Source organism: Streptomyces sp. NBC_00443 (assembly GCF_036014175.1).
Taxonomy (GTDB): Bacteria; Actinomycetota; Actinomycetes; order Streptomycetales; family Streptomycetaceae; genus Streptomyces.
Genome location: NZ_CP107917.1, coordinates 2,814,032 through 2,838,270, shown reverse-complemented (window position 1 = coordinate 2,838,270; position 24,239 = coordinate 2,814,032). Strand labels below are relative to the sequence as shown.

The following is a 24,239-nucleotide window of genomic DNA, read 5'->3' as shown; positions in this document are numbered from 1 at the left end:
TGAGGTACGGCACCGGGGCCGTACCCGTTAGCCCCCGTTAACCTGCCTCCATGACCGTGAATCTCGAAGTCGCCGAAGGTGTCGGTACCCTCCGTCTCGACCGACCGCCCATGAACGCGCTGGACGTCGCCACCCAGGACCGGCTCAAGGAGCTCGCCGAGGAGGCGGGTCGTCGTGACGACGTACGGGCCGTGGTGATCTACGGCGGGGAGAAGGTGTTCGCGGCGGGCGCGGACATCAAGGAGATGCAGGCCATGGACCACGCGGCGATGGTCCTGCGCGCCCGTGCCCTGCAGGAGTCGTTCACGGCGGTGGCCCGCATCCCGAAGCCGGTGGTGGCGGCCGTGACGGGCTACGCGCTCGGTGGCGGCTGCGAGTTGGCGCTGTGTGCGGACTACCGGATCGCCGGGGACAACGCCAAGCTGGGCCAGCCGGAGATCCTGCTCGGCCTGATCCCGGGCGCCGGCGGTACCCAGCGGCTGGCCCGGCTGATCGGCCCCTCGAAGGCGAAGGACCTGATCTTCACCGGCCGTATGGTGAAGGCGGACGAGGCGCGGGAGTTGGGCCTCGTGGACCGCGTGGTGGCGCCGGACCAGGTCTACGCCGAGGCGCACTCCTGGGCGGCGAAGCTGGCGCAGGGTCCGGCTATCGCGCTGCGTGCGGCGAAGGAGTCGATCGACACCGGTCTGGAGACGGACATCGAGACGGGCCTTGCGGTGGAACGGGGCTGGTTCGCGGGCCTGTTCGCCACGGAGGACCGGGAGCGGGGGATGCGGAGCTTCGTGGAGGAGGGGCCGGGCAAGGCCAAGTTCCTCTGAGCGCCGGGAAAATCCCGGCCTGAAACTCCGCCGAACCACTTGCAATTGACAGGACGTCTGATCCGGGTCCCTCGATGGGGCGGTTATGGCAGCCTTAAGCGTGCCTTGTCGAGGGAGCCTGTCGATTGCCGCCAACGGACCCTTCGTCCCAGGTCAGCCGGGCTGTGGATAGCTCCGAACTGCCCCCGTCATATGCCAACCAAGCCCTGCGGAATGACTGCTTCCGGGGGATGTATTCCTGCGGAACGGCCCCGGAGGGCTGTGCGGGCGGCCATGATGGGGGCATGGCGGGGCTGGATGGTATCGAACAGCCGCGGGGACACAGCCGTGCGACCGCGGCGCGCTGGTCGCCGGCGGTCGAGGACGAAACTGCTGCGAAGGCGCTGGAGTTGTTCGGCAATCCCACGGAGGCGGAGGTTCCGCTCCCGTCCCGCCCGGAGTCCGCCGCCACGGCGAGACGACTGACGCAGGTCGTGGTCCTGAGCCAGTGGGGCCTGACCCCGAAGATGACGGAGGACGCGGTCCTGCTCGTCTCGGAGCTCGTCGGCAACGCCGTCCGCCACACCGGCGCCCGCGTCTTCGGCCTCCGCATGCGCCGCCGCCGCGGCTGGATCCGCATCGAGGTCCGCGACCCGTCCCGGGGGCTGCCCTGTCTGATGCCGGTCCAGGAGATGGACATCAGCGGCCGGGGGCTGTTCCTGGTCGACAAACTCTCCGACCGCTGGGGCGTGGACCTGCTGCCGCGCGGCAAGACGACATGGTTCGAGATGCGGGTGGCGGACCGCTGACGCGTACCTCCGGCGGTTGAGCCGGGTACGGCCGGCGCGCCCCCTGGAAGTTCCGCCTCACCGCACCGACGGTCACTTCCCGGCGCAGGTCCTGGCAAATCCAGCCCGTCCGGCGTTTGAGGACGAGGCCGTTCAGGCCGAAAGCGGGGGTCTGGGGGCGGCAGCCCCCAGGGACGATGGGGGTCCCCCCGCTCGAGCGAAGCCGAGAGTGGGGGAGGGTAGGGGCGGCGGGGGCGAAATTGACTGGTCGACGGCGACCCACGTGAACCGGCAATTGGGTAAATAACACGTTTTCCGACCCGATGCTCATTAAATAGTCGCAGTCGCCGCCCTCCCAGCCCCCGGAAGTACTGCCGATGAACCTCACGCACCGCACCCTTTTCGCTGGCATCGGCCTCCTGGCCCTCGCCGCCTGCGGCACCGACGCCGCCAAGGCAAAGAGCCGTCCCGCCACAGACCCCCACGGCACCCAGGCCGCCATCCCCGCCCCGGCGAAGAAGGACACCGTCCAGGGGCTGCCCGGCATGCCCCCCGTCCTCGACCCGAAGGACGTGTACGCCGCCGACCGCCCCAACAAGCTCTCCCCCGTCGTCAAGGACTTCCCGTCCCGCGTCTACGTCCCGAACACCGAGTCCGACACCGTCTCCGTCATCGACCCCAGGACGTACAAGATCGTCGAGACCATCTCCGTCGGCCGACAGCCCCAGCACGTCGTCCCGTCCTGGGACCTGAAGACCCTCTGGGTCAACAACAACCGCGGCCACACCCTCACCCCCATCGACCCGAAGACCGGCAAGGCGGGCAGGGAGGTCGAGGTCCACGACCCGTACAACCTCTACTTCACGCCCAACGGCAAGTACGCCATCGTCATGGCCTCCCTCGACCGCGAACTCGTCTTCCGCGACCCGCACACCATGAAGCGGCTCAAGACCGAGCCGGTCACCTGCTACGGCGTCAACCACGCCGACTTCTCCCTGGACGGGAGGTACTTCATCGTGTCCTGTGAGTTCAGCGGTGAGCTGCTGAAGGTCGACACCGAGAAGATGAAGGTCGTCGGACAGCAGAGGCTGCCCTTCGACGGGGCGATGCCACAGGACGTCAAGGTCTCCCCGGACGGCAAGCGGTTCTACATCGCCGACATGATGGCCCACGGCGTGTGGGTCCTGGACGGCGACAAGTTCACCGAGCCCACGCTGATGCCCACCGGCAAGGGCTGCCACGGCCTCTACGTCAGCCGCGACTCCCGCGAGATGTACGTTTCCAACCGCGGCGAGGGCACCGTCTCCGTCTTCGACTTCACCAAGAACGAGATCACCAAGAAGTGGCACCTCCCCGACGGCGGCAGCCCCGACATGGGCGGCGTCTCCGCGGACGGCAAGGTGCTGTGGCTGTCGGGGCGTTACGACTCCGAGGTGTACGCCATCGACACCCGCACCGGCGAACAGCTCGCCCGCATCTCCGTCGGCAGCGGCCCGCACGGCCTCGCCGTCTATCCGCAGCCGGGCCGCTACTCCCTCGGCCATACGGGCATCTTCCGCTAGTGGACGGCCAGTTGACCGGCGGTCAGCGGACACGCCGCCGTACGGGTGACGATGCGTGGCGCGCCGTCATGGGCCCGGGATCGTACGTCCCATGATCACAACTCGTCTCCGGCGGCGGGTCGCTGCCGCCGTCCTGTCCCTCTCGGCCGTCCTCGCCACGACCGCCGCCACGGCTCCCGAGTCCCCCGTCCCGGCTCGTCCGGCCGCCGTCAGGGTCGCCGCCCCTGCCCCGGCCGCCTGTCCCGTCCAGTACGACGACAGGATCAGGGCCGCCGCCGACCGCCGTGTCGACGTCGACCGGATCACCCCCGACCCGGCCTGGCGCACCAGCTGCGGCACGCTCTACCGGGCCGACGGCCGCGGTCCGGACATCGTCTTCGAGGAGGGCTTCCAGCCCAGGGATGTCGTCGACGGCCAGTACGACCTGGAGCAGTACGTCCTGGTCAACCAGCGCTCGCCGTACGTGTCCACGACGTACGACCACGACCTGTACAAGAAGTGGTGGAAGTCGGGCTGGAACTACTACATCGACGCCCCCGGCGGCATCGACGTCAACAAGACCATCGGTGACACCCACAAATGGGCCGACCAGGTGGAGGTCGCCTTCCCCGGCGGCATCGACCGGAAGTACGTCATCGGCGGCTGCCCGGTGGACAAGGCCACCAAGGTCGAGATCATGAGCGGCTGCCAGAGCAACCCGCACTTCGAGGCCTGGCACTGACAGCCGGGCGCTGACGTCTACCAGGCGTGCAGCAGCAGCTCCCCGCCGACCGGCCGGTAGCCGGCCGCCTGGAACGCCCGCACACTGCGGGCGTTCCCCGGCGCGACCTGCGCCCACAACGGCTCCGTGACGAGATGCGAGCGGCGGCTCACCCGGCAGCGGGGAGCCGACCAGGACCGCGTCGATGGTCTCCGACGCACGCTCCGGAGGGCTGGGGCACCACCGTCGTACGGCCGTCCCCGGGCGGGAAGACACCCCGCGCCACCGTCACCAGAATCTCCTGCAAGGTCTCCGCCGCGGCCGCCCCCCCGCCCCGCTCCTGAGTCGTCACGTACTCCAAGGCCCACACTCCCAGACATCACCGACGCCGGTGGGTGGTCGCCGGGCTGGAGGCGCGGGCGGGCGGTTAATCTGACCTGCGGCAGTAAGCCAGCACAACACGACAGACGCGAGCAAAGCGCGAGTAAAGGGGCGGACCGGTGACGCACATCGACGTCGAGGAAGCACGCAAGCAGTTCGAGCGCATCGATGCGGACGGGGACGGCACCATCACCGCCGCCGAATTCAAGTCCGCCCTGGCTCAGGGCGGCGACTGGAACGTGACCGAGGCGGTCGCCGAGGCGATCATCAAGAGTCGTGACCTCAACGGCGACAAGCTGCTGTCGTTCGACGAGTTCTGGTCCTACCTGAACAAGTGACGCCTGGGAGGGGTGCCCTCCGCCTGAGCGGCGGACGGGCACCCCTTCGTCATGTCCGCCGCCGGAACTGTAGTCAGGCGTTCTCGGCCCACTCACGCAGAGCTGCCTTGCTGGCGAAGTTGGCCACGTTCTTGTCCAGCGGGTTGTCCGTGTACTGGTGGAAGCGCCACTTGGCCTGGATGCGGGGCTTGCCCGCGGTGACGTAGTCGGCGATCCAGAGGCCGTCGCCGGCGTAGGAGGTGGTGTCCACATTGAGCCAGTAGTTGCGATTACAGTACAAAACCACCGGATTGTTCGGTCGCTTCTCCTTCACCTTCCTGATGAACAGATCCTTCTCCGCGTTGCTCGCATGTGTCCCCTCACTCGTCGTCTCCCAGTCGACGGCGAGGATGTCGCCCGCCTTCTCGGGGGCCTTGCTGACGAAGTAGTCGGCCTGGGCGGAGAGGTTGCCGGGCCAGAGGAAGTGGTAGAAGCCGACGACCAGGCCGGCGTCGCGGGCGCGTTTGGTCTGGGCGGTGAGTTTGGGGTTGATGTAGGAGCGGCCCTCCGTCGCCTTGATGAAGACGAAGGAGAGGCCGTCCGTGTCGTAGGACGAGGACTGGTACGCGCTTACATCGATGCCGCGGAGCATGGGGGAGAGGCTCCTTCAAGTGTCAGTGGGGGGATAGGAGTTGGAATTGGTGTATGCCCCTGCTTCGTGAGGGCGGAACATCACCATGCGTGCTGCCAGTTCCGTGACCGTCCTGAGGAGGGCCGCGGGGGTTGGGCCAGGTCGACGGTGTGGGTCGTGACCGTGATACCGGCTCGGCGGACGGTGTGGTGGGCGGGGGCGCTCGGGAAGCCCTGGGACGCGGCCGCGTACACCAGGTGGCCCTGATGGAGGCCGAGTGCCGTGCAGTAGGCGAGCAGTTGGAACATGTGCTCCGTGCGGGGTGTGGTGTCGAGGTGGGCGTACTTCGCGTCCACGACCGAGATGGGGCGGCCGGAGCGGTACAGCACCAGGTCCGGCCGGAAGCGCACCTGCCCGGCCTCGTCCAGGCGGTGGTGGCCCTCCTGGGCGGCGCATCGGATGCCCTGCGAGGAGAGAGCCGCGCGCAGTGTGCCCTCCAGGAAGCGCTCGAAGACCTTCGCCATGTCGAGCAGGAAGCCGTCCACCGTCACGGTCGCCTCGCCGTCCGGTCGTACGGAACGTGCCGACAGCAGCAGCTCCGCCAGGCGTAGCGCGTGCCGGTAGCGGGAGTTGAGGCGGGTCGGGGTCCAGGGCGGCAGTGGTGCGCCGGGGTGCAGTGGCTGGACGCCGCTGAGGTGGTCGGCGAGGTGGCGCAGGGTGAGGGTGGTGCGGTCGGGGACGCCCGGGAGTCGGGTGGCGAGGTGCAGGGCGGCGAGCAGGATGCGGTTCTCGGCGATGTCGGGGGTGTGGTCGTCGTAGCGGACGGCTACCGGGAGCGGCATGCCCACGCGGCGCAGTTGGTCGGCGGTACGGATCCGGCCTCGCAGCAGGGGCAGTTCTTCCTCGACCGTGCGGTAGCCGTGCAGCACTCCGGCGTCCAGGGTGCGGCGTGCGGTGCGGGCGAGCAGGTCCGCCAGGGCCGGCAGCAGGTCGTTCGAGGCGGCGGCCGTGACCTCGTCCGGCTGCCAGGGGTCGGTCGGGGAGTAGGTGAGCAGGAACAGCAGGTCGCTGACGGCCAGTTTGGGGCGTAGGTGGAGCCGGATCGCCTCGCCGGCCGGGGTGCGCAGCCGGACGAGGCCGACCTTCTGATTGCCGGTCAGCCGCCAGCGGTCGCCCGCCGCCGGGGTCAGCCGCAGCAGCCCCGGCACGCGGATGAGGCCCGCGACCTGGTCGGCGGTCAGGTCCTGGACGGTGCCGGGGCCGGTCTCCCGTATCTCCAGGTCCAGGTGGGTCACGAGCCGAGTGCCCTACGCAGGGAGTCGAGGCCGTACTCCTTCTCCACGTCGACTCCCGTGCCGTACAGCTGGTCCTCCAGCAGGGGCAGGATCTGGGTGCGCCAGACGAGGCCCAGCACCTCGGGCCGGTCCACGCCCCGTCTCATCAGGTACGACGGTCCGATGGCCCGGTCGGCGTCGCCCAGCCGCGCGTTGAGTTCGTCCAGCAGCCGGGCGGGGGTGCCGGGGAGGCCGCGGTCGCGCAGCCAGCGGTCCAGGAGGCCACGGACCGGGGGCTGTTCGGGCGAGAGCCGGCGGAAGGCGAAACGGCGCCGCATGGCCGCGTCGACGAGCGCGATCGAGCGGTCGGCGGTGTTCATCGTGCCGATGAGGAAGAGGTTGCCCGGCAGGTGGAAGGGGTCGTGCGGGCTGTACTGGGTGGTGACCGGCTCCTCGCGGTACTCCAGCAGGAAGTACAGCTCGCCGAAGACCTTGGCCAGGTTGGCCCGGTTGATCTCGTCGATGATCAGGATGTACGGGTTCGCCGGGTCCTTGGCGGCACGCTCGGCGAGCAGCCTGAACGGACCCGGCAGGACGTCGAACACCACCGAACCGCCCTCGCCCCGTACGGGGCGGAACCCCTCGAAGAAGTCCTCGTAGGTGTAGGAGGGTGGAACTGCACGAGTTCCACCCGGTCGGGGCCGGCCAGGTGCCGGGCGAGGGCGCGGGCGAGGTAGGTCTTGCCGGTGCCGGGCGGGCCGTGCAGGACGAGCTGGCCCTGGTCGTAGAGCTGTTCGGCCGTCTCCCGCAGCCAGTCGAGCGGCATCAGCAGCCGTGTGGCGAGTTCCTGGGTGACGGGTGGCAGTTCGAGCGGCTTGGTGACGTCGACGTCGACGAGCTCCTCGGCCACGACGTCCTCCAGGCCCGCGCGTTCCGCCAGCTCGGCGGCCACGCTGCTGATGTCGTACACCGTGGGCGGCAGCGGGAGCCGGGCCTGCACCGTTTCGGGCAGCTCCGCGCGGTTGAGGGGCCGCCCGGCCGTCGCCCAGCTCACGCGTCGGCGGCGGGCGTTGTCGAGGCCGTCGGAGGGGTCGTACGTCGCGGGGCCCTGGAGCGTGCCGACGTGGACCTCGTCGGGTGTGACGGTGACCACGAGGTCGCCGGGCTGCATGACGGTGAGGAAGACGTGCAGCTGGTAGGCGGCCTGCCCGCGCATCTGGGTGCTGGCGTCCGGCATCGCGTCGGCGACCGCCCGCTGGACCTCCTGCTTGGTGGAGCCGGCGGGGATCTGCGGTGCCTCGCGCCAGGACACCGAGCAGTAGCCCTGCTCGATCCAGGCCGGGATGAAGTTGCGTCCGTCGACGTTGTAGCCGCGCACGAGCCAGCCGCGCTGCTCGTGCTCGACGGTGCCCGCGCGCCATCGGCGGACCCAGGGCTCGTCGTAGAAGTCGACGCGTTCGCCGGTCTGTTCCTGCAGGGTCCTGCGCAGGTCCAGCAGGTCGCGGTCGTCGTCTCCGGACGGCTGCGGGAGTTCGTCCGTGAACGCCTTGACGATCTCCTGCTTGTGGTAGGCGCTGGCGATCGGCTGGAAGGTGTCCGGGAAGAGCGTGTACAGCAGGACGTGGATCTGGGCGCGGCCCTTCTTGTGTCCCACCGACCGCTGCACGTCGAGGCACTCGTCCCGCAGTGCCCACGGGGCGATCAGCAGCGCCTCGCGCTGCGGGAGGGGCCTCGCGGCGATCCGCTCCACCAGCAGGACCAGGATCTGGAACTGCGCCCACCGGTAGTTCAGGAAGCCCTGCCCGCCGTGCAGGAAGCCCGCCAGCGAGGTCTCCAGGTCGACGTCGATCGCCGCCGCGTCCAGGTCGGCCCAGGACAGGATCTCGTCCAGGATCTGGAGCTTCTTCCTGATCCCGATCTGCTCGGGCACCAGCGGGGCCATGTTCACGAACAGCAGCTCGGCCGCGAGGGCGATCGTGGCCGCGGGCGCACCGTCGAGCTGGCGCCGCAGCTTGACGAGGAACGTGTCCGACGACGAGTCCGGCTGGTCCACGAAGCGGGCCCGCAGGTCGGAGGCGGTCGCCGCCGTCCACGACTCCAGGTCCCGCCCGATGGCCGACTGCCCGCTCAGAAGCCCGTCCCGGAAGATCCGCTGTACCGCGGCCACAACCCCGGCGGCACGCTCCGGCCGTCCTGCCATGCCGCTCACCCCCTCGTGCTCGAAGTGCCCAGCCTAGAAGGGGCCTTGGGTGGGCGTTCCGAGATCGGTCGACTCACCGGACGGTCACATCGTCCTCACCTCGCCACCGAAGCATCCACGCCACAAACCCGAATTTTCGCCAACTCCTTCTCGGTCGGCCGATTATCGGCCCTGAGGTTGACGATCGTTCGTGCGCCGGGTTTGACCTCAAGGTCATTCCCAAAAGCGCAGACGGGGGGCGCACGCTCTGTGATGTGCGCCCCCTGAGTGGGGTGGGGCGCGGATATCGAGGGCAGGGTGATCTACCTGGCATTCCTCAAGTACCGGTCAGTACCCCCGGTGTGGCGCAATTCACTCGAGCCGGAGCGTCGCTCTGCCAGCATCAACACCCATCGAAAATCCAGGCGTCCGGAATGCGGCGGGGGACCGGCCATGGGACTGCTCGGCAATGAGCTGGCGTTCGCTCGCGCTCTGACTGCTCAGGAGCGCGAGAGCGTCATGGCCCTCGGCAGCCGGAAAAACTTCCCGGCCGACGCCCACCTCCTGACGGAGGGCGACCGGTCCAGTCATGTCGTGATCATCATTCGGGGGTGGGTGACGGTGTCCGTGGTGACGGACCGTGGGGCCACCCGGCTCATACTCGGCCTGCGCGGCCCGGGTGAACTCCTCGGGGAGATGGCCGCGCTGGACCCGCATCCCCGCAGCGCCACCGTGCGCGCACTGGGCGCCATAGAGGCCCAGGTCATATCCGGGGATGCGTTTCGCCGTTTCCTCGCCCTGCATCCCAGGGTCAGCGGCCTGGTGATACGTCAGCTCACCTTCCGCCTGCGCAGCGCCGACCAGGAGCGGTCCGCGCTCGCCTCGCTCACCGTGCTCCAGCGCCTGGCCAGCCGGCTCATCGAACTCTCGGGAGCCGAACCCGCCGGCCCCTACACCCCCTCCGGATCGGGTCCTTCGAGTGACCCCTCGGCCTCCGGCCCCGTCGTGCACCTGGCCCAGGATGAGCTGGCCGCCACCATAGGCGCCACCCGGGAAGCCGTCGCCAAGGCCCTGCGCCTCCTGCGCACGCAGCACATCGTCCGTACCGGCAACCGGATGGTCGAGATCCTCGACCCCGCCCTGCTGGCCCTGCTCGCGGACGGTCATCAGGAGTAAACCCGCGCCCCGCCGTGTGTAAACGGCTACAGACGCCACTCCTCCCCGGCCCGACGCTGAAGGGACGGAGCGTTTCTCCGGCAGGACGGACGACGCCTTCGCCGGGACGAACCACTTCCCCGGCGGGATGAACGACCTCTTCGCCGGGGCGAACGGACCTCTCTTCGGCACGACGAACCACCTCCCTTCGGCACGACGAACCACTTCTTCGGCACGACGAACCACTCTTCGGCAAGGACGGAACATGCAGGGGGCACGGGTGAACCACGACGCTCTGGACATCACCGAAGCGCACTACGAGCTGGTGATCAGCGTCGACGCCAGACGTTCCGGCGCCTACGACGACGTCGACAAGGTGCGGATGCGCGAGCGCATCTACCGTGTGCTGGAGACGGGGTTCACCCACGCCAAGGTGGCCCGGGACGCCGTACACCTGGAGGACCGCGGCGACGGCGTGCTGCTGTCGGTGCCGGGCCGGATCGCGGCGAGCCGGCTGCTCGGCCTGTGGCTGATCGAGGTGCACGAGAAGCTCCGGGACGAGAACCGTGGCCTGGCCGTGCCCCTCGGGCTGCGTATCGGCATGCATGTCGGACCCGTCCGGCATGACGGCCGGGGCATCAGCGGACGCGCCGTCGACCTCGCCTGCCGGCTGGCGGACTCCTCCGTCGCCCGCGGGCTGCTCGACACGGAGAAGGCCGACCTGGTGCTGGTCACGTCCCAGTCCCTGTACGACGACGTGGTCGGCGCCGGCGGCAAGTTCATCGAGCCCGCGCACTACTCGCCGGCCCGGCTGGAGCTGAAGGAGGGCGAGGTCACCGCCTGGTTCCATCTGCCCGGGCGGACCGCTCCGGTGATCCCGCAGCCCGCGCCTGCACCGCCTTCGCCTTCACCTTCGCCGTCACTTTCACCGTCGTCGTCCGCCGGCGTCGGCGGCCCCCTGCACGCCGTCGACGGTGACGAGTTCGACGACGCCGAGGAGTTCGACGACAACGACGAGTTCGAGGTCGTCGGCGACGGCATGTCCGGTCATCGGCCCGGTGGCGTCGGCATTCACTACAACGTCATCGGCGACATGTCCCAGCACCACGACAACGAGTACCAGGGCAACGTGCACATCGGCCGGAACACCGGCCGCGACGCCGAGCAGGGAGGGGCTGAGCCGGGTGAGCGACGACGAGCAGGCGGGCGGCGCGGCCGACGACGCCCCCGAGAAGCCGGCCGGCGGCCGGTCGTCCGACGCCGACGACAAGAAGGCCGACGACAAGAGGTCCGACGACAAGAGGTCCGGGGACAGGAAGGCCGGGGACAGGAAGTCCGGCGACAGGAAGTCCGGCGACAGGAAGTCCGGCGACGACAAGAAGCAGGCCAAGGACGGCAAGAAGCAGGCCCGGGACGACAAGGACCGGGACGACGAGGGCGAGGACGACGACGAGAAGTCCGCCGAGGACGGGGCGGACGACGAGGAGGACGAGCGGGAGAAGGAACGGGAGCGCGCCGCCGGGCGGTTCAAGGCGTACACCCGCGACCCCCTCGCCGAGGACCAGGGCGAGGACGGGCCCACCGACCTCGCCGCCGCCGCACGCACCCGCCGGGCCACCCGGCTGCTGTTCGACGTCGGACGGGACCTGCACCGCTTCGACCGCTCGTACTTCAACAGCGCCCACATCGGCGACATCAACCTGCGGCTCGGCGCCCGCCAGTTCGGCGCGGGCATGCGCAGCGGACCCGTGCCCGAGGACGAACTGCGCAGGCTCCGCCGTGCCCACGTCGAGCCGGAGGGATACGTCCGGCTGCGCACCGCGCTCCGCGCCCAGCGGCTGCTCGTCCTCGGTGCCGCGCCCGGTACCGGACGTACCAGTACCGCGCTGTCGCTCCTCGACGAGGTCACCACCTCCGCGGCGAGCGGCACCGGCACCGGCCCGGACGCGGAGCCCCCGGCCGGCTCCCGGGTGCTCAGGGTCGATCCGGACGGCGGTGTACGGCAGTTGGCCGCGTCGCTGGACGAGTCGCGGGGCGGTGAGGGCGAGGAGGCGCGGCCCGGCGTCGGGTATCTGCTGGAGCTGTCCCTCACCCGGCCCGGAGCACTGCCACCGGACGAGATGGACCTCGACGAGCTCGCTGCAGCCCTGGCCCGCTGCGAGGCCTTCGCGGTGATCGTCGTGACGGTCGGGTCGGCGGCGAATCCGCTGCTGGCCGGGCGGTACGGCATGATCTGCCCGCCCGCGCCGACCGAGGAACTCCTGGCGACCCGGCTGCGGGAGCGGTTGGAGGAGCACGCCGCCGGAGCCGGGGAGGACGACACCGCGCCCGCCGACCTGCTGGCCCGCGCCGAGCGGCTCGCGGACCGGGAGGAGGTCAAGGACGCCGTCGGGCTGAAGGACCTGCGGCCCGCCGAGGCCGAGTTGCTCGCATCGCTGCTGGCCGGGCATGTGCTGGGGGACATCTCCCGCGAGGCGTTGCTGGACGGCTGCCGGAGCCTGGCCGCCGTACAGGCCCAGGAGTGGTTCGCCGGCGTGGACCGGGCGCTGACGGCCCGGCCGGCCGAGGCGGAGCGCGGGGACCGGAACCCGGGACGGGCGGGTACGGCGACGCTGTTCCACCCGGTGGCGTTCCGGATCGCGCTCGCCGTCCTCGGCGGGGCCTCGCACAGCGCCGTGGCCGCCGCCGCGCACCTGCTGACCTGGGAACTGTCCGTGCAGTCGGACCCGGACAACACCCCGGCCCGCCCGCTGTTCTGCGACGACCCGGAGGCCGACCGGGCGCTCTCGCGCGCCGAACTCACGGACGGCAAGGTCGAGGTGGACGGGCACGAGGTGCCGGCCCGGCTGATCTGGTACCGGGGTTCCGCCTTGCCGTCCGCGGTGCTCACCGAGCTGTGGGACCGGCACTTCCCGGTCCGGGCGCCGGTGGTGCGCTGGCTGCGGCTGCTGGCGGACGACCCGCGCGACCAGGTGTGGATGCGTGCCGCCGTCGCCGCCGGGGAGCTGTGCGTACGGGACTTCGACCACGGCTACACGGAACTGATCCGCCCGCTCGCCGAGGCGACCACGAACCGCCGGCTGATCTTCGCGGCCACCACGCTGGACCAGGCGGCCGGCCACGCCTCGCACCGCAAGGCCGTGCACCGGCTGATCGGCGACTGGAGCAAGAAGGGCACCCCGTCGCAGCGCTGGAGCGCGGCCTGGGCGCTCGGCTACGGCAACGCCGCGGCCACCATGGACGACACCCTGGACGCCCTGGCCCGCATCGGGGTCCGTGACGAGGGGGAACTGGTCACGGTCGCCTCCCACAACGTCGTACGGCTGCTGGTGCTGCCGGACGCCGCCGAGGTGCTGGCACGGATGGCCGAGTGGACCCACCACAAGCGCGAGCCGTACCAGGACCTGGGGCTCGCGGCCACCGTCCGGCTGGCGCTGACCACCGTCGACGAGCTGCTGATGGACCCCGACTCCCTGGGGGACGACAGCGATTCCCCCTGGGCGGACCGCGGGGACTGGCCGGTCGCGCTCGCCCTCGCCGCCATCCGGCCCGAACTCGTCGAGCCGATGGCCGACTTGATGTGGACCGCGCTGAACACGGCGCGGTCGAAGGACGTGGCGGTGGACGCGCTGGAGGAACTGCTGCGGTCGGCCGTGCGCAAGGACGGCACCGAGTGGACCCGGCCCGGGCTGGCGGAGCTGCTGCCCGCGCTGGCGACCGAGGAGCACGACCGGCGGCGGCTGGACTGGCTGCTGCGCCGAATGATGAGCGACCCGGAGAAGCCGCTTCCCGACGCGGACGCACGCGACCTGTGGTGGCTCGCCGTCGCGCCGGAAGAGCGGGCGAGGCAGGACGGGCCGCGCCAGGACCGGCGGCGTCAGGAGTGGCCGGGTCCGCACCGGCCGGGCCCGGAAAGGCCGCGTCAGGAGTGGCCGCGACAGGACCGGTCGCGCCGGGACAGGACCCGCGAGGAGGAGAGGCATGGCTGAGAACGAGGACGAGGCGCTCGACGGGGACGAGGCGGTCGGCGCCGACCCCGCGGGGCCCGCGGGTCCGTTCCTTCGGGACTTCAACACGCTGACGGACGGGTTCCCCAAGGTGAGCCCCCGATCGGCGCTGGTGCAGTTCTACCGGAACGGCGGCTACACGGTGAAGAGGGCCTCCGGGGTCCAGCATGTCGACAGGCCGGTGCTGGCCCGGACGCACAGCATGTGCGAGATCGCGCTCGGCACCTATGTGACGCCGCTCCAGATGGAACTCCCGGCCGCCGGCGGCACCACCTTCTTCAAGGCCGAGGTGGACATCCAGTGGGCCGTGACCGACCCGCACCTGGCCGCCCTGGAGGTCGTCACCGACGTCGCCAACCGGCTCACCGCCCCGGTGCTGGAACGGCTGCGTGAGGTCACCACCACCTACCGGGTCACCGAGGCCGAACAGGCCAACCGCGCCATCACACGCGAGTGCGCGGGCGGCCGCTGGGCCGACCTGGGCTCCGAACTCGGCCTGCGGGTACGGCTGTACGTCCGGCTGCGCGTGGACGACCGGACCATCGAGCACGCCGACGAGGAACGGGACGCGCACGCCCAGGCCAAGGTGATCCGGCTGCGTCAGGAGTCGTACCGGCGCATGTTGCAGGGCGGGGAGCTGGAGCAGCTCAGCTTCATGCTCGCGGCCGACCCCGAGGGGGCCAAGGACTTCCTGGAGAAGATCCGCCAGGAGGGCAGGCAGGACGAGAAGGACCGGGTCGCCCGGCTGTTCACCATGGCCCAGCGGGGCGAACTCGCCACCGTGGACGTGGAGACGCAGGTCCTGAACCTGCTGAACCAGGGCGACGGACGGCCCATGGTGGGGCCCATCGGAACCGTGCCGGCCCGTCGGCCGCGGGAGCTGGAGGCGTCCTCCGGCCGCCCGTTCAACCCGGACTGGGCGTCGCACGAGCCGCCCAGACGGCGCCCTGCACGGGCCGAGCCCTCGCGGGGCGAGCCCGACCGGCGGTCCGACGGCCGAGGCGCCGGCCGGCGGGGACCCGACCGGCGAGGCCCCGACCGGGCGGAGCCGTACCGGGGAGGCGAGGCCGGCTACGACGCCGGCTACGAAGCCGACTACGACGCCGACTACGACACACCGGACACCCGCACCCGGCGCGCGAGCCACCGGCCGGACCCCTACCCGGCGGACGACCGCGTTCACGACGACGGGCGCGACCCGGGCCGGCGCCGAACTCACCGGCCCGACCCCTATCCGGACGACCGCGACCACGACGACCGGCGCGTCCCCGCGCGGCGCCCGTCGTACCAGCCCGAGCCCTACTCCCCGCGCGACGACGCCGACTACGACGAGCCGCGCGTACCGGCAAGGCAGCGGACCTACCGGCCCGAGCCGTACCCGGCAGCGGACCCCCAGGACGACGACCCGCGCTCCCGCACGTCCCGGCAGGCCTACCGGCCGGAGCCCTACTACCCGCAGGACGAACCCGAATACGACGACCCGCGCACCCGGGCCGCCCGGCGCCAGACCCACCGGCCCGACCTCTACCCGGTGGACGACGACCGGGAGCCGCCGCGCCGACGCCGACGTGCCGAGGACGACGGCTGGTCCTGGGCGGAAGAGGACCGATGAGCGCCGACGGGGCGGCACGCACCTCCCCCGACCCGGTCGTGCCCGTGCCGGACGGGGGTCGGCACTGCCACGACCGGGCGGGGAGCACATCGCGGAACGGCTGCTGAACAGCGTCCGGGAGGACGTCGGCCGGGCCGACTCCAAAGCGGCCGTGCTGCTGTCGGGGACGCTCGCGCTGCCCGCGTTCCTGGTCGGCTGGCACGGCACCCCGAGGTGGGACGGGTTCGCCGACGTGACGCTGGTCCTCTCCGGGGTGCTCTGGGCTGTCGCGGTGTCCGCGCTGGTCGGGGCGCTGATGCCGCGCACCGGCACGGTCCGCGGCCGGGACGAGGTGACGTACTTCGGCGATCTGGTGGCCGCCCGCGACCTTGCGGAGCTGTCCGCCCGGGTCGCCGAGGCAGGGCGCGATCCGGCCGCATGGCTGCTCGTCCAGGCCGTGGACGTCAGCTCGATCCTCACCGCCAAGTACCGCGCCATCCGCTGGGGAGTGGCCTCGCTCGCCCCCTCGGCGGCACTGGCCGTGGTCTGGGGGCTGACCGCGCGCTGACGCGCGACCGGCCGGCACAAGGCACGCACCGCAATCAACGCAAGCACCCCAAGCAACCAACGCAAGCACCCCAAGCAACCAACGCGACGCAGAGCAGAGACTCTCCGAGAATCAGGGGACGGCCGTGGAAAGAGTCACGGGAAGACGGCAATCACGAAGGGGCCGGGCGCGCCGCGCCATGGTCTCGCTGCTGGGCGCCACCGCGGTGTTCGCGTCCCTGCTGGCGCCGGCCGGTCAGGATCCGGTGCCCGCGGCGGACTCCGAACCGGCGTTCCCGGCGGTCAACTACGCGGTGGCCGTGGACGAGTCGGCCAGCCTCGCGCCCGAGGACATGAAAGCCGAGAAGGCCGCCGCCGCGCGCATCGCGCTGGGCGACGTGTCCTCGTCCTCGCATGTCACGGTCTTCGGCTTCGCCGCGGCCGAGAACGCCGACCAGCGCGCGGTGGACCCGGTCTGCCCGCGCACCGCGCTGGACGCGGCGGGCCGCGAGACGATCGGCAGTTGCGTCGGCAAGCTGCGCAGCCGCAAGGAGAGCGAGGGCACCGGCACCGACCTCCCGAGCGCCATCCGGCAGGGCGTGCACGACCTGACCGACGGCTCCGACGCCTCCCAGCCCCGGGTGCTGTTCCTGCTGACCGACGGGAAGATGGACGTCAAGGACAGCCCCAAGTACGGCGATCCCTCGCACCGCCAGGCCGAGGGCGAACGGCAGTTGGAGCTGGCGCTGAAGGACGCCGCCGCACAGAACGTCCAGATCTGGCCCCTGGGCTTCGGCCCCGACCCGGACAAGGCGCAGCTCGACCAGATCGCCGCCGGCGGCTATCAGAAGGGCTGCGTCGAACTGCCCTCCGCCACCCCGAAGGCCCACAAGGTCAACGGGGCCAAGGACGTCGGCCCCACACTGGAGCGGATCTTCGCCGCGGCCCACTGCCTGCGCCACGAGGAGGGCCCCAGCAAACGGCCCCCGGCCACCCTGGAGATCGGCATCTCCCCGCTGGCGACCGTGGGCAGCATCGTCGTCGACAAGGGCGACCCCGAGGTCGAGATCAGCTACATCGACCCCAGCGGCGACAAGGTCCCCACCTCGGGGACGTACAAGAAGTCCCGCTTCGAGCTGGCCGGCGGCACCGGACCCGTCGAGGCGCTGAAGATCGTCGACCCGTTGCCCGGCACCTGGAAGGTGAAGGCCGAGGCGCCGGAGGGACATCGCTCGCTGCCCGTCGCCGTCAGCGTGCTGTGGCAGGGCGAACTGCGCGGCGCCATCACCATGGACCCGCCCTCGCCGCAGGCCGGCGAGAAGGTCACCGTGACCATGCGGCTGCAGACGCGTGAGGGCTACGAGATCAAGGACCCGCGCGACTACGAGGGGCTGCGCGTACGCAGCGAGTTGACCGGGGACGGCTTCTCCCCGCTGGCACTCGACCTCGCCGACGGCGGCAAGGGGACCGACCCGAAGGCGAGCGACGGCTCCTTCACCGGCACCGTGACGATCCCGAAGGACGCCGACGGGGCGCTGAAAGTGAGCGCCACCCTGACGGCCTCCGGGCTCAGCGCCGACACCCGCAGCGAGGGCAGCACGGTCGCGCCCGGCGAGCTGCCCGTCACCGCCGCGCTCGAACTGCCCGCCGCCGAGACCCACCCCGGCGCCACCGTCACCGGCACCCTCGCCGTCCACAACACCACCGACACCCCGCACACCCTGCGGCTGTCCGTGGCCGACCTCCGGTCCGGGCTGCTCACCGTCAAGCCCGCCGAGATCACGCTGAAGCCCGGCGAGTCCGGCACCCGCGAGGTGCACGTCGAGGTCGCTCCCGTGGACGTCTTCGGCGACCGCCTCGGCGACGACGGGCTGAAGCTCGCCGGCACCGTCACCGCTGTCGACACCACCGACGGCGACCGCACCCTCGTACGGTCACCGCTGTCGGTGCGGGTCGTGCCGGAGCCCGGGATCTGGGAGAAGTACTGGTGGGCGTTCGTGTCCGCCGCCGTCCTGATCGCCCTCGCCGGCGCGGCCCTGGTCGCCTGGCGGCAGCTGCGCAACCGGCGCAAGGACCCCTACGGCCTGATGCTGCAACTGGTGTCGGAGGACGGCCGCGTCCTCAACGAGCACCCGGCGGGCCACGGCAACAGCAAGCACTGGTACGAGTTCGCCGTCGTCGAAGCCCATCGCAGCCCGCGCATCGAGCGGCGCCCGCACGGCCAGTACGCCGTGCAGCGCAGCCGTGAGGGCGGAGCGGTGCTGCGCACCAAGGGCGCCGGCCGCACCGCGCTGACCACCGGCGGCCAGGTCCAGCTGACCGACACGCTGAGCCTCGCCCTGGGCGAGGACACCCGGCCGGGCCGCGGCAACCGCCGTCGGCCACCCACCGCGGGGGCCACCGTCGGCGCCGGCTCCTCGACCGGCCCCGGCGACGGCGGCAACGACAGCGCCTTCACCTCGTACCTGTGACCCGCACATCCACGGACGTACCCAGCACGAACCTGCGGCCGCGTCGGCCGTAGAGCGGGGAGGAAACCCATGAAGATCTTCCAGCCGATGCTCTTCGTCGGCCTGGGCGGCACCGGGGGACTGGTCGGCGCCGAACTGGAACGCAGACTGCGCGCCGAACTGTGCGGCCCCGACGGCATGGCGCTGAGCCGGCAGAGCGGCCACGCCCCCTTCCAACTGCCCGACTGCCTGCAGTTCGTGTACGCGGACTACAGCGAGAGCGACCTGCACCGGCTGCCGCAGTTCAATGTGGACCAGTCCCTGCGGGCGGCGTACGCCCGGACCTCCCGGGCCACCCACAACCTGCTGCCGAACTTCGACGCCTCACCCGAAGTCACCAAGATGCTCCGGGCCGTTCTGCGCGACGAGGTCGGCGACTGGCTGCCGCCGCGCATCGACGAACCGAAGGTCACCCCGCTGCACGCGGGCGCGGGCCAGCTGCCCACTGTCGGCCGCGCCGCCCTGTTCGCCACCCTGAGGCACAGCCTGGCCCCCGTCCTGGAGCCGCTGCTGCAGGCGATCGACTCGATGGCCAGGGCGGCGGGCGAGCTGAGCGAGCTCGGCGGCGGCAAGGTCAACGGCTGCGACGTCTTCGTGGCCTTCTCGGTGGCCGGCGGCACCGGCGCCGGGATCTTCCTGGACTATCTGCACCTGATCAACCACGCCTTCCAGATGCGCCGCTTCGACGGCGTGAAGATCTACCCGCTGGTCGTGATGCCCTCGTCGTTCTCCGCCGCCACCGGTGGCGGAAGAGAGGCCGAACTCAACGCGGCCCGCGCGCTGGTCGACCTGTTCCGGCTGGTCGACACGCAGAACGCGCCGTCGGAGGGCGCCGAGATCGGCGATCTCGACCACGAGGTCGGCCTCGGCATCCGCTACCCGGGCATGATGCCGATCCGGCTGCGCACCGGCATCCTGCCCACGGCGTTCCTGTTCAGCCCGACCGCCGGCATCCGCGCCGACGACCTGCGCCGCTCCATCGTCTCCCTGGTGATGTCGCTGATCGGCACCGAACTGGGCGACGGCCGCGCGCAGGGCCGCAAGCAGGCCTCCGACGACGACTTCACGACCTTCGCCGCGAGCTTCATCAACCGGGGCGTGCAGCGCAGCGCCGTGTCCCCGACCGGCATCGGCCGGCAGGGCGTCTCCACCAGCCTGGTGGCGTCCATGACCGCGCCGATGGACCAGCTCGCCGATCTGGTGGCCGGGCGGCTGCTGCGGCTCGCGGTCACCGACCTCGTGGCGCGGCCACGGGCCGCCCTGCGGGACGGGGCGGTGCCGATGATCCGGGAGCTGTTCGCCGACTCCCACCTCGAAGAGCTCTGGGAGCGAAGGCAGTTGCCGGTGCCCGAGCCCGATCCGCTGCCCCGCGGCGGCAAGAACATCGAGCAGGCGCTGGGCGAGCGCGTCGCGGACATGCAGCGGCTGCTGTCCGACCTGCGGGCCGAGGCCGACCGCGCGGCCACCGCCATGGCCGACCGGTTCGCGCCGCGCCCCGCCATCGACAAACTGCTGCAGAGCGTGGACCCCTTCCTCGCCGAACGCGTCGTCAGGGGCGTCCCCGATAGCGACGAGCCGATCGCCCGGCTCGGCTTCCTCGGCATGCTGGACAACCGCGCCCGCACCCCGCAGCGCCCGCCCGGCGTGAAGGAGCAGCCGCCCAAGATCCCCCGGATCAAGGGCCAGTTGGGCGGTCTGGCACCGGCCCGCTGGGGTGACGACGACGTCCAGGCGGCCATCCAGGAACAGGACGCCTGGTACCAGTGGCGCTGCCGCACGGTGTGGCACGAGGCCTGGCGGGAGCAGCAACAGCACTGGCAGCCCCACGCGGACGCGGCCGGCGCCGACATCGTGCGCCTGGTGAACGCCTTCCGCACGCACAGCGACCAGGAGCGCAAGACCGCCGAGCAGAAGGGCCGCGAACTGTACGAGGACCGCACCGGGATCTCGTATCTGCTGCCGCCGCAGCGCACCCTGAACCACTTCTACGAGGACGTCGTCACCCGGTTGATCCGCCGCGAGGGGCTGCGGGAGAACGACGACGAGGCCGCGCTGCTGCTCAAGCTGGTCGACGGCGACACCTGGCGTCAGGTCCACACGCTCAGCCGGCGCGACCCGGAGGGCTCGGTTGCGCGGGTCAAGGGGCAGCTGGAGGCCCGGATCGCCCGGCTGTTCGCCGAGAGCGGCGCGCACCTGGAGGAGCGGCCGCTGCTGCCGTCGATGGGCATGCTGCTGGCCGCCGCGGCGGGCGACGCGGACGCCACCGAACAGGTCAGCAAGGAGGCCCTCGACCTCTTCGGCCGCAAGCTCGCCGGATTGCTGCCGGTCGGGTTCACCCCGGAAGGCACAGGCCTGCTGCGGGTGCTGGTGACCCATCCGCGGGTGCAGGCCGTGGAAGAGGTGCAGGAATACCTTGGCAAGACACTGCGGCTGCCCACGGACGCGAAGAACTCCGTGGAGTACCGGGGCGTGGAGAGCGACTCCGTCACCGTGGTCCTCTTCCGCAGCGAGATGAGCCTCACCCAGGTGCCCGAGGCCCGCAAGGTGCTGCGCCAGTGGGCCCGCGCGAAGGACTCCGAGCAGGCCCAGGACGTCCTGCGGTGGCGGCAGCGGCTCGGCTTCCGGGACAGCTGGATGGTGAGCAGCGAGGAGGACCGGCGCGTCATCATGCACCGGCTGCTGTGCTGCATGTGGAACGGCCAGGTCGACGTGGTGGACGGCGACCCCGCGTCGCCGGAGCGGGTACGGCTGCGGCTGTTCCCCGAGAAGGGCGCCCAGGTCCCCGGCGTGCGGCTGCGGCTCGGGGACTACCCCGGCGGTGTGTCCAGCTGGGCCGAACTGCTGCGCGCGTACGAACGCTGGACGGTCCTCGACGACGAGCGGACCGTCGAGGACTACTGCCGTGAGCTGATGGGGGCCCAGCCGTCGGGCCTCGCCCGGACCGGCAGCGAACCGCACCCCCTCTTCACCGACCTCGTGGAGAAGATCGCCCCGCGCCAGCTGGAGCTGCTCGCGGACCGCCGCGAACAGGGCGGCGAGCGGGTCGAGGGCTGGGTGCGGCCGCTGTGGGAGTTCTGGGCGGAGACCCTCCCGGCCGCCCTGGACACCGAGTTCGGCGACCAGCGTGCCGTCCAGCCGACCCTGCGCACCCTGCTGGAACACGTCCGAGGCGGCACCTCGACCCGCCCCCGCACCCCGGACGGCCTCGCGGAACCCCGCCGCCGTCCCCAGGACGACGACTTCGGCACCGCCCCGGTCGACTCCTTCGACTCCCTCGGCACCCATCGACGCGATCAGGGCGACCGGGATGAGAACGCCGACGCGCGGGGCTCGCGGGGTGGGGGCCGGTACGGCGACCAGGACGGGCCGTACGGCGGTGAACGCGGCGACAGCCGTCATGAGGGCTACGACGACTACGACCGGCCCGGCAGCGGGCGCCGTCGTGAAGAACCGGGCGAGGAGCGGGACTTCTGGGGTGAGCCTCGTGACGGTGACGGTGACGGTGACGGTGACGGTGACGGTGACGGGGGCGGGGGCGGCGGCGGGGGTCGTCGCGGCGCACGCGGCGACTTCGACGAGACCGGCGGCGACGACCGGCGGGACGACGAGGACCGTGACGGACCGGGCGCCCGGCGGCGCGAGCGTGGTGAGGAGTACGGCTCCCGGACCACTGCCCGGGACCGTGACGACCTGCCTCCGGCGCCGTGGGACGACGACTCCGCCCGGCGCGGCGGCTCCTGGGACGGTGACGTGCTGTGAGCGTGCCGCAGGACTTCGGTGCCGTCATCCATCTCGACCTGCGGGCCGGGGCGGCCGCACTGCACAGCCCGTCGGCGCTGCGGGCCAGGGTCGCCCAGGAGTTGGGCCGGGCCGGGCTGCCCGAACCCGACGATCCGCTGTTCCTGGTGGTCGACAGCCCGGCCGGGCTGACCGATCACCGGCCGCAGTACGAACTCGTCACCGGCTACCGGGCCGTGGGCGAGGTCAGGCTCCTGGTGCTGCTGGTCGGCAGCGCGCCGGGCTCGTTCGCGGGCGAGGAAGGCGGCTTCCAGCCCGACCGCCGGCTGCTGCGCCCCTCGGTGCTGCGGGCGCCCGGCAGTGCGCTGCTGTGGGCCGGCGATCTGCGCTCCGCCCGCACCGCGCTGGAGCAGCCCGCGGCCGACGACCCGGACGCGCTGGCGGCTCTGGTCGACGTGCTGTCGGTCCCGGACGTCTACCTCAGCGTGCTGCACGGCATCCAGTCGCTGCCCGAGGCCGTCGCCGCGCCCGGCGTACGGCTGCTGGAGCAGGACCTGCCGCCGGAGGTGCGCGACCGGGCATGGCGCGACGCGCTCACCCGGTTCGCCGGTGAGGACACCGAACTCGACCCGGACGTCCTGCTGACCGCCTCCTCCGGCGCCGACCTGCCGGAGCCGCTGCGCCGCCTGGTGGTGGGCAGGGGCGGCCAGGACCTGGGACACCGGGAGCCCGGCGGAGTGGCGGACGATGCCCACCGCGCCTGCGTAGACGCCCTCGACCACGCCGAGGACGCGCTGGCCGGGCTGCGGACCCTGCCCGGGCTGCTGCGCGCCTCGCGCCGGGAGGCCTTCGAGGCGGACGTCGACCAGGCACGCCAGGCACTGGACAACTACCGGGATCTCGTCACCACAGCCCTGCGCGGCGGCGGCACGGCAACGTCCGCCGCCGAGTCGGCGACCCGGCTCGCGGCCCTCGGACTGCGGGTGCCGTCGGCCGAGGGCATGGGCGAGCGGATCGGCGAGGGGCTGAAGGAGTTCGCCCAGAAACTGCTGGGCCAGGGGCTCGCCCTGCGGTCGGTGGCGCAGCGTTTCACCGGCCTGGCCGGGCGCGCCGAGCCACTGCCGGGTACGGCGCTGCTGCCGAGGCTCGCCCCGTACTCCGCCGAGGCGGTGGCCCGGCAGACGGGGACGGCGGCCGCCGCGGCCGCCGGCCTCCCGGTGGCCGGGCCGTTGGCGGCGGCCTGGGCGGGCCTGCTCGGTGCGCTGTGGTGGGGGCCGTGGCTCGCCCTGGCAGTCGTCGTGCCGCTGCTGTTCGTCGGCATGGCGATGCTCGGGGCGGCCCGGCTGCGCGGTGCGGGACGCCCCGGCCGCTGGGCCGTCGCCCCCAGGGTCGCGGCGATCGGCGGCGCGGCGGTCGGGGCCGGGGTGTCGTACGCCACCGAACCCCGGTCTGGCTCGGCACGATCGGGCTGCTGCTGGCCCTCGGCGTCGCGCTGGAGACGGTACGCCGGCTCTGGCGGGCGGCGGCCGCCGACTGGGCGCCGGGCCAGACAACTGCCGTACTGCGCCGGGCACTTGACGGGCTCGACGCCCTGCTGGCCGAGGCGGTCCGGGAGCACTGGGCCGTCGGGGAGCGCCTGTACTGCGCCGACGCCGCCCGTTCCGTCGCCGGCATGCTGCGGGCGACGGCGGCAGCGGCTCAGGCCGAGGCGGTGCCCGAGCCGGCGCGGCTCGCGGCGGCCGGGGTGCCCGGCGGCTTCGACGTACCCGGCGCCCGCACACCTGCCGACGACGACTGGCTCTCCGACGACCTGGACCTCGGACCGGACGACGCCGGTGCCGGGTCCGACGACGGTGAGAGCGACTGGGCGAGCGTGTACGCCTGGGACGACGGTCCGTCGTGGGAGGAGCCCGCGCAGGAGAAGGGGAACGAGACGGGTCCGGAGCGGAGTCACGCCGCCCCGTCGAGGGACCGCTCCAAGGGGGTTCCGCGCTGGCTGGACCGGGAGAGCGGGGAGGGCGGGCCCGAGCTGGTCGCCACCCTGTCGGCCGATCTGACGGACG

The 24,239-nt window shown here is 71.9% G+C and carries 17 protein-coding genes and 1 pseudogene; 12 read left to right on the top strand and 6 right to left on the bottom strand.

All coding sequences use genetic code 11. From position 1 onward, the window contains the following. Positions 1 to 50 precede the first annotated feature (50 nt). The 4 genes from OHO27_RS12455 to OHO27_RS12440 all read left to right on the top strand — a co-directional run bounded on the left by OHO27_RS12455 (position 51) and on the right by OHO27_RS12440 (position 3,868). Positions 51 to 818, top strand: a complete 768-nt coding sequence (locus OHO27_RS12455; protein WP_328423229.1) for an enoyl-CoA hydratase/isomerase family protein — start codon at positions 51 to 53, stop codon at positions 816 to 818. Positions 819 to 1,102: 284 nt separating this feature from the next. Then, positions 1,103 to 1,606, top strand: a complete 504-nt coding sequence (locus tag OHO27_RS12450; protein ID WP_328423228.1) for an ATP-binding protein — start codon at positions 1,103 to 1,105, stop codon at positions 1,604 to 1,606. Positions 1,607 to 1,962: 356 nt separating this feature from the next. Continuing rightward, positions 1,963 to 3,147: a YncE family protein gene (locus tag OHO27_RS12445; RefSeq protein ID WP_328423227.1), complete on the top strand. Its 1,185-nt coding sequence runs from the start codon at positions 1,963 to 1,965 to the stop codon at positions 3,145 to 3,147. Between the two features lie 91 nt (positions 3,148 to 3,238). Further along, complete coding sequence (locus OHO27_RS12440) at positions 3,239 to 3,868, top strand: ADP-ribosyltransferase (RefSeq protein WP_328423226.1); 630 nt, start codon at positions 3,239 to 3,241, stop codon at positions 3,866 to 3,868. Positions 3,869 to 3,885: 17 nt separating this feature from the next. Here OHO27_RS12440 and OHO27_RS12435 read toward each other — a convergent pair. Beyond that, positions 3,886 to 4,005: pseudogene (locus tag OHO27_RS12435) on the bottom strand (GNAT family N-acetyltransferase); the annotation flags it as partial. A 342-nt stretch (positions 4,006 to 4,347) separates the two neighbouring features. Here OHO27_RS12435 and OHO27_RS12430 point away from each other — a divergent pair. Further along, positions 4,348 to 4,566: an EF-hand domain-containing protein gene (locus OHO27_RS12430; protein WP_328423225.1), complete on the top strand. Its 219-nt coding sequence runs from the start codon at positions 4,348 to 4,350 to the stop codon at positions 4,564 to 4,566. 73 nt (positions 4,567 to 4,639) lie between these two features. Here the strand turns inward: OHO27_RS12430 and OHO27_RS12425 are convergent, their stop codons facing one another. The 4 genes from OHO27_RS12425 to OHO27_RS12410 form a co-directional block, all read right to left on the bottom strand. Continuing rightward, complete coding sequence (locus OHO27_RS12425; RefSeq protein WP_328423224.1) at positions 4,640 to 5,197, bottom strand: glycoside hydrolase family 25 protein; 558 nt, start codon at positions 5,195 to 5,197, stop codon at positions 4,640 to 4,642. 80 nt (positions 5,198 to 5,277) lie between these two features. Further along, positions 5,278 to 6,471: an McrC family protein gene (locus tag OHO27_RS12420; RefSeq protein WP_328423222.1), complete on the bottom strand. Its 1,194-nt coding sequence runs from the start codon at positions 6,469 to 6,471 to the stop codon at positions 5,278 to 5,280. Beyond that, positions 6,468 to 7,058 (bottom strand): AAA family ATPase, encoded by a 591-nt coding sequence (locus OHO27_RS12415; RefSeq protein WP_328423220.1) that lies wholly within the window; start codon positions 7,056 to 7,058, stop codon positions 6,468 to 6,470. Before OHO27_RS12415 ends, OHO27_RS12420 begins: the two co-directional genes overlap by 4 nt. After that, positions 6,977 to 8,650: an AAA family ATPase gene (locus OHO27_RS12410; RefSeq protein ID WP_328423218.1), complete on the bottom strand. Its 1,674-nt coding sequence runs from the start codon at positions 8,648 to 8,650 to the stop codon at positions 6,977 to 6,979. Before OHO27_RS12410 ends, OHO27_RS12415 begins: the two co-directional genes overlap by 82 nt. 432 nt (positions 8,651 to 9,082) lie before the next feature. Between OHO27_RS12410 and OHO27_RS12405 the strand changes: the two genes are divergently transcribed. Next, positions 9,083 to 9,805 (top strand): Crp/Fnr family transcriptional regulator, encoded by a 723-nt coding sequence (locus tag OHO27_RS12405; protein ID WP_328423216.1) that lies wholly within the window; start codon positions 9,083 to 9,085, stop codon positions 9,803 to 9,805. Positions 9,806 to 10,709: 904 nt separating this feature from the next. On the opposite strand, the gene OHO27_RS12400 is transcribed toward OHO27_RS12405, so the two are convergent. After that, the gene (locus tag OHO27_RS12400; protein WP_328423214.1) at positions 10,710 to 10,919 is read right to left on the bottom strand and encodes a hypothetical protein; all 210 of its coding nucleotides are present in this window, start codon (positions 10,917 to 10,919) and stop codon (positions 10,710 to 10,712) included. A gap of 49 nt (positions 10,920 to 10,968) precedes the next feature. On the opposite strand from OHO27_RS12400, the gene OHO27_RS12395 reads away from it, so the two are divergent. The 6 genes from OHO27_RS12395 to OHO27_RS12370 all read left to right on the top strand — a co-directional run bounded on the left by OHO27_RS12395 (position 10,969) and on the right by OHO27_RS12370 (position 24,233). Next, positions 10,969 to 13,773: a hypothetical protein gene (locus OHO27_RS12395; RefSeq protein WP_328423212.1), complete on the top strand. Its 2,805-nt coding sequence runs from the start codon at positions 10,969 to 10,971 to the stop codon at positions 13,771 to 13,773. Beyond that, the gene (locus OHO27_RS12390) at positions 13,766 to 15,403 is read left to right on the top strand and encodes a hypothetical protein (protein ID WP_328423210.1); all 1,638 of its coding nucleotides are present in this window, start codon (positions 13,766 to 13,768) and stop codon (positions 15,401 to 15,403) included. Before OHO27_RS12395 ends, OHO27_RS12390 begins: the two co-directional genes overlap by 8 nt. 151 nt (positions 15,404 to 15,554) lie before the next feature. Next, complete coding sequence (locus OHO27_RS12385; protein ID WP_328423208.1) at positions 15,555 to 15,950, top strand: Pycsar system effector family protein; 396 nt, start codon at positions 15,555 to 15,557, stop codon at positions 15,948 to 15,950. Between the two features lie 178 nt (positions 15,951 to 16,128). Further along, positions 16,129 to 18,399 carry a VWA domain-containing protein gene (locus tag OHO27_RS12380; protein ID WP_328423206.1) on the top strand — a complete coding sequence of 757 codons (2,271 nt, stop codon included), beginning with the start codon at positions 16,129 to 16,131 and terminating at the stop codon, positions 18,397 to 18,399. Between the two features lie 69 nt (positions 18,400 to 18,468). Then, the gene (locus tag OHO27_RS12375) at positions 18,469 to 22,197 is read left to right on the top strand and encodes a tubulin-like doman-containing protein (protein WP_328423204.1); all 3,729 of its coding nucleotides are present in this window, start codon (positions 18,469 to 18,471) and stop codon (positions 22,195 to 22,197) included. Next, positions 22,194 to 24,233, top strand: a complete 2,040-nt coding sequence (locus OHO27_RS12370) for a hypothetical protein (RefSeq protein WP_328423202.1) — start codon at positions 22,194 to 22,196, stop codon at positions 24,231 to 24,233. Before OHO27_RS12375 ends, OHO27_RS12370 begins: the two co-directional genes overlap by 4 nt. Positions 24,234 to 24,239 lie beyond the last annotated feature (6 nt).

What these genes read in the sequence shown, in the direction of transcription:
- OHO27_RS12455 (WP_328423229.1), top strand. Translation starts at nt 51, where the DNA reads ATGACCGTGAATCTCGAAGTCGCCGAAGGTGTCGGTACCCTCCGTCTC.
- OHO27_RS12450 (WP_328423228.1), top strand. Translation starts at nt 1,103, where the DNA reads ATGGCGGGGCTGGATGGTATCGAACAGCCGCGGGGACACAGCCGTGCG.
- OHO27_RS12445 (WP_328423227.1), top strand. Translation starts at nt 1,963, where the DNA reads ATGAACCTCACGCACCGCACCCTTTTCGCTGGCATCGGCCTCCTGGCC.
- OHO27_RS12440 (WP_328423226.1), top strand. Translation starts at nt 3,239, where the DNA reads ATGATCACAACTCGTCTCCGGCGGCGGGTCGCTGCCGCCGTCCTGTCC.
- OHO27_RS12425 (WP_328423224.1), bottom strand. Translation starts at nt 5,197, where the DNA reads ATGCTCCGCGGCATCGATGTAAGCGCGTACCAGTCCTCGTCCTACGAC.
- OHO27_RS12410 (WP_328423218.1), bottom strand. Translation starts at nt 8,650, where the DNA reads ATGGCAGGACGGCCGGAGCGTGCCGCCGGGGTTGTGGCCGCGGTACAG.
- OHO27_RS12405 (WP_328423216.1), top strand. Translation starts at nt 9,083, where the DNA reads ATGGGACTGCTCGGCAATGAGCTGGCGTTCGCTCGCGCTCTGACTGCT.
- OHO27_RS12390 (WP_328423210.1), top strand. Translation starts at nt 13,766, where the DNA reads ATGGCTGAGAACGAGGACGAGGCGCTCGACGGGGACGAGGCGGTCGGC.
- OHO27_RS12380 (WP_328423206.1), top strand. Translation starts at nt 16,129, where the DNA reads ATGGTCTCGCTGCTGGGCGCCACCGCGGTGTTCGCGTCCCTGCTGGCG.
- OHO27_RS12375 (WP_328423204.1), top strand. Translation starts at nt 18,469, where the DNA reads ATGAAGATCTTCCAGCCGATGCTCTTCGTCGGCCTGGGCGGCACCGGG.